We start from the raw sequence: 5,093 nt of genomic DNA, 5'->3' as shown, positions 1-5,093 counted from the left end.
GCGGCGGACGACGGGGTGAGTTTTCCGGGTACGGGTCCCCGTGCCGCCCAGGGCATCTCAGCCTTGGATGGCGCAACCCACCAGCACTTCTCGGTCATGGAAGACTCCACCGCCACTGGGTCCACCCGTCGTTTGGTCGTCCTCCACCCCCAAGCAGGGACACTGATTGCAAATCCAGCCCTCGCCCATCCCTTCGCCTCCCTTGAGTTCGACTCCGCGCCGGTGGCCAACGGTCAATCGGTCACAACTCCAGAGGACACGGCAAAGGCGATCACGCTCACCGGGAGCGACCCCGAGGGTGGGCCGTTGACCTTCTCAATCTCTACTCCGCCAGCCAACGGAAGCCTCACGGCGATTTCAGGCATCACCTGCGCGGCCGGGACGTGTAGCGCCTCAATCACGTACACGCCAAATCTCAACTTCAATGGCTTGGACAGCTTTACCTTCAAGGTGAATGATGGCACGACGGACAGCACCCCGGCGACGGTCCTGATCGACGTCACGCCCGTCAATGATGCGCCCCTGCTCGCGCCGATTGGCAACAAGACCGTGAACGAAGGCCAGTTCTTGCAGTTTACGGTGAGTGCGAGCGATGTGGATGGGGATCCTCTCACCTTCTCTGCAACCGGGCTCCCTCCGGGGGCGACCTTCGATCCGGGCACCAAGACCTTTAGCTACACCCCGGGCTTCGATGTCTCCACAAACGTGGCCAATAGCTTCTTTGATGTTGTCTTCCAGGTGAGCGATGGGGTCGGCGGCACAGCCAGCGAGACGGTGCGGATCACTGTCATAGATGCCCCCGAGAGCGTCACCCAAACCGTTGGTCCAGGTCAAACTGTCACGACAGACACCGAAGCGGATGGTGCCACCGCCACTGACCCCGTGGAGACTTCGGTAACAACGCCCACCGGAGGCACGGTATCCATTGTGGAGTCACCGACGACGACACCCTCACCTCCGGGTTTCTCTTTCCTCGGCGAGCAGGTCAGCATCACAGCACCTGCCGCTACAGCCATCAACCCGCTGGTCATCGTGTTCAGGATCGATGCCTCGCTGGTTCCTGCAGGCCAAAACCAGAACACCATCGCGATATTCAAGAATGGGGTACTGGTGCCTGCCTGCACCGGCGCGCCGGGCGCGGCTTCGCCCGATCCTTGTGTCTCCGCAAGGGCTCTCCTCGCCGACGGCGATGTCCAGATCACGGTCTTGACCTCCAGCGCTAGCGTCTGGAACTTTGGCGTCAGGACGCTGATCCCCGTGACGATCGATATCAAGCCCGGGAGCTTCCCGAACAGCATCAACCCACGCAGCCGGGGCAAGATCCCCGTGGCGATCCTGTCCACGGCTGAATTTAACGCTCCGGCCCAAGTGGATCGGTCCTCTTTAAGCTTTGGCCCGACAGGCGACGAGCGGAGCCTGGCATTCTGCAACACGAGTGCGGAGGACGTGAACGGGGATAGGCGCCTCGACCTGGTCTGTCATTTCGACACCCAGACCGCTGCATTCAAGGCAGGGGACACCCAGGGTATCCTGAAGGGCCGGACTGCCGAGGGGACACGTATCAGGGGAACGGATTCAGTCCGTATCGTCCCAGCAAACTGATGGTGCGATTAGGCGGGCCGCGGGTGCGAAAGCAACGCGACCCGCCAAGGGCCATTTTTTGTCCTCCCGTCCCTGGTCCAGGCCTATCCAGGGCGGAACTGAAAATCTGACCTCTGCCCTATATTCCGAAGTACGCCGCAATGCGGCGGACCGCCAGCCCCCGGGAGATGAACGCCAGCGGAGAAGCTCGAGCTCACGAGCCACGCAGCCGTAACTCGCGTACAGGAGGCCCTATGCCGCTCGCCAGGGTGAACGGAACCGAGCTCTACTACGAGGAGACCGGCCAGGGGTGCGCGCTCGTCTGGAGCCACGAGTTCGCCGGCGACTACCGTTCCTGGGAACCCCAGGTCCGCCACTTCTCCCGGCGCTACCGGGTGATCACCTACAACCATCGGGGCTACCCGCAGTCGGCAGTCCCTGACGACCCCGCGGCCTATCGGAACGAGATCCTCGTCGAGGACCTCCACCAGCTCCTTCGCCACCTGGGCATCGCACAGGCCCACGTCGGCGGCCTCTCCATGGGCGCCAACGTCGCGCTGAACTTCGGCCTCAGCTACCCGCAGATGTGCCGGAGCCTCATCATCGCGGCCTGCGGAAGCGGCACTGTGAACCGCGAGCAGTTTCTGGCCCAGTACGGGCAACTCGTCGCCAGCCTGGAAACGCGCGGGATCGAGGCCGCGGTCGAGCGCTTCTCGAACCTCCCGTCCCGCCGCGGGTTCAGGGAGAAGGACCCGCGCGGTTTCGCCGAGTTCATCGCCCAGCTCAGCGAGCACCCGGCCCGGGCCTCAGCCTGTCTGATGCGCGGCGTCGTGCTGGCGCGGAAGACGATCTTCGAGCTGGAGACGGGGCTCAAGGCCCTCCGCGTGCCGACGCTCATCGTGGTCGGCGACCAGGACGAGCCCTGCCTCGAGCCGGGGCTCTTCATGAAGCGTGTCATCCCCCACGCCGGCCTCGTCACCCTCCCCATGAGCGGCCACACGATGAACGTTGAGGAGCCGGGCCTCTTCAACCTCCACGTGGGCGAGTTCCTGAGCGCGGTGGAGAGCGGCCAATGGGGGACGTGGCGGGCGGGACAGGCTACGAGCGCGTCGCAGTAAAGCCCTTCGAGCGCCCACCCGCGCCTCCGGCGCGGGTACCCGGCCGGCGCAACCTATCTCGGGGGAGGCTTCGGAGGGGGCCGTCGAGGCCCCCTCCGATTACTACCTGAACGCCGGGAACACGTGCTTCGCCAGGAGCTCCATGGAGCGGAGCACCTTCTTGTGCTCCAAGCCCCCGAAGTTGGTGATCGCGAGGAAGTGGGTGAGGCCGGCCGCCGCATAGCGCCGCGCCACCTGGATCACATCCTCCGGGCTCCCGAAGGCGAGCAGGTCCTTCTCGACCAGCAGCTCGAACGGCCGTTGCTTGGCGTAGAGGCGCGTCCTCACGTAGCGGTCCATGGCCTCCCTAGCGTCGGCCCGCGCCTCCTCGAAGCTCTCCGCGCAGTAGGTGTGGAGGCCGAAGGGCACCGTCGCGTCGTCCCGCCGGCCGCCGGCTGCGACGAACGCCTCCCTGAACTGCCGTACGGTCTCGGCGATCTCGGAGAGCTGCTCCGTGGTCGCGTAGGGGATCATCATGATGGGGAAGCCCTTCTGCCCCACGAAGGGCGCCGCCTCGTTCCGAAGGATGGCGACCCAGATGGGCGGGCGGGGCTTCTGGACAGGCAGGACGTTGAGCTGGACGTCCCTCACGCGGTGGTACTTCCCCTCGTAGGTGACGCGCTCGCCGCTCCACGCCCTGAGCACGATTTCCAGGGCTTCGTCGAAGCGGTCGCGCTTCTCCTCAGGGCTCACCCCGAATCCCTCGAACTCGTGCTTCAGGTAGCCCGAGCCCACGCCCAGGTTGAGCCGGCCGCTCGAGAGGACGTCCACCATGGCGTAGTCCTCGGCCACCCGGAGGGGATTGTCGAAGGGGAGCACGACGACCGCCGAGCCTAGTCGGATGAGTCGCGTCCGCTCCGCAGCGGCAGCGAGCCAGATGGGCGGGCGCGGGATCCCGCCGTACTCGTGGAAGTGATGCTCGGCGACCCAGAACGACTCGAACCCCAGCTCTTCCGCCGCCACCACCTGCTCCAGGAGCTCCGCGTAGAACTGGACGCTCGTCCGCGGCAACTCCTTCGGGTAGTGATCCACGACGGAGAAGATGCCGAACTTCATGACGCCTACTGGGCCCAGCTGGTGGCGTAGGCCGGGTCCTCGGCCTTCTCGGCCTCCGGTGTGAGCCGGAGCGAGCGCGTGGTCTCGACGAGCACCGCGATCTCGTTGGTGGCCTCGCGCTGGCGAATGGTCTCGAACGCCTTGGGGTGGGGCCCATGGTGGATGCCCTGCGGATGCAGCGTGAAGGCCCCCGGGGCGATGCCGTGGCGGCTCATGAACTCGCCGGCGTGGTAGAAGAGCAGCTCGTCGTAGTCGATGTTCCGGTGGTAGAAGGGCAGCCGCTGGACTTCGGGGTCCGACTCGAACGGGCGGGGGGCGAAGGTACAGATCGTGCAGGGGTCGGAGTAGAAGGTGGCATGGACCGTCGGCGGCATGTGGTAGCGGGCGCTCACCACCGGACGCAGGTCCCGGACGTTCAACCGCACCGGCGCCAGCTCGCCCTTCCAGCCCACCACGTCCAGCGGGTGGAAGGGGTAGAAGAACGAGGTGAGCTGGCGCTCGCGCTTGACCTTCACCTCCCACTCACCGGACGCCTCCCGATGGGGCGCGGGCTCCGGCGTCTCCAGCATGGCCGGGTCGATGAAGGCGTGCTGCCCCATGAGCCCCCGCTCCGGCAGGGCGAACTCGCGGCTCTCCACGATCAGCGTGAAGGTGTCGCCCAGCTCGGGGATCACCCGATACGTGGTCCCTCTCGGGATCCACAGGTAGTCCCCCGGCTCGTAGGCGAGCGGCCCGTAATCGGTCTCGTACCGGCCGCGACCCCGGTGGATGAAGTGGACCTCGTCGCCGTCGCCATTGCGGAAATAGAACGGCATGGGCTGGCTCCGGCGCGAGATGCTCACCACCGCATCGTCGTTCTCGAGGAGCACGGCGGGCGAGCCTGCCGGCTCCAGGAGGTCCGCCGGCGCGACGCGCTCCCCCAGAAGGAGGCGCGGGCGGAGCGGCCCTTCGACCCTGACCCAGGCGGTCGGCGGGTGGAGGTGGTAGAGGTGGGAGGCCCGGCCGAAGAAGCCCCGGCGGGCGTGCTCCTCCTCATAGGTTCCCTGCGGGATCCCCACGTGCGCCTGCCGCGTGACCTGACCCTTGATCTGAGGAAACATGGCCCCCTCCTCTTCTGTACTCCTACCGGGGCTTCAGCTCGACCCGGTAGCCGTCGGGGTCGCGGAGGTAGATAGAGGCGCCCTGGCCGAAGGCACCGCGGCGCTCGACGATCTCGCCTTCCACGTTGACGCCGCGGGTACGGAGGGCGTCCACCACCTTCCCCAGATCGTCGCAGCGGATCGAGAGGCAGACGTGGTC

Annotated in this window: 5 protein-coding genes; 2 read left to right on the top strand and 3 right to left on the bottom strand. The window is 66.3% G+C overall.

Annotated elements, in window-relative coordinates:
• Both HY726_17360 and HY726_17355 read left to right on the top strand, forming a co-directional pair.
• The coding region (locus HY726_17360; GenBank protein ID MBI4610765.1) for a cadherin-like domain-containing protein at positions 1-1,602 on the top strand (1,602 nt) is incomplete at its 5' end.
• A gap of 233 nt (positions 1,603-1,835) precedes the next feature.
• Complete coding sequence (locus tag HY726_17355) at positions 1,836-2,699, top strand: alpha/beta hydrolase (protein ID MBI4610764.1); 864 nt, start codon at positions 1,836-1,838, stop codon at positions 2,697-2,699.
• Between the two features lie 102 nt (positions 2,700-2,801).
• Here the strand turns inward: HY726_17355 and HY726_17350 are convergent, their stop codons facing one another.
• From HY726_17350 to HY726_17340, 3 genes are all read right to left on the bottom strand, one after another.
• The gene (locus HY726_17350) at positions 2,802-3,794 is read right to left on the bottom strand and encodes an LLM class flavin-dependent oxidoreductase (protein ID MBI4610763.1); all 993 of its coding nucleotides are present in this window, start codon (positions 3,792-3,794) and stop codon (positions 2,802-2,804) included.
• Between the two features lie 5 nt (positions 3,795-3,799).
• Positions 3,800-4,894, bottom strand: coding sequence for a homogentisate 1,2-dioxygenase (locus HY726_17345; protein ID MBI4610762.1), 1,095 nt, complete (start codon positions 4,892-4,894; stop codon positions 3,800-3,802).
• A 22-nt stretch (positions 4,895-4,916) separates the two neighbouring features.
• The coding region (locus HY726_17340) for a VOC family protein (GenBank protein ID MBI4610761.1) at positions 4,917-5,093 on the bottom strand (177 nt) is incomplete at its 5' end.

Source organism: Candidatus Rokuibacteriota bacterium (assembly GCA_016209385.1).
Classification (GTDB): Bacteria; Methylomirabilota; Methylomirabilia; order Rokubacteriales; family CSP1-6; genus JACQWB01.
Note: the sequence above shows the minus strand (reverse complement) of the source record. Positions and strands in the feature narration are given on the sequence as shown.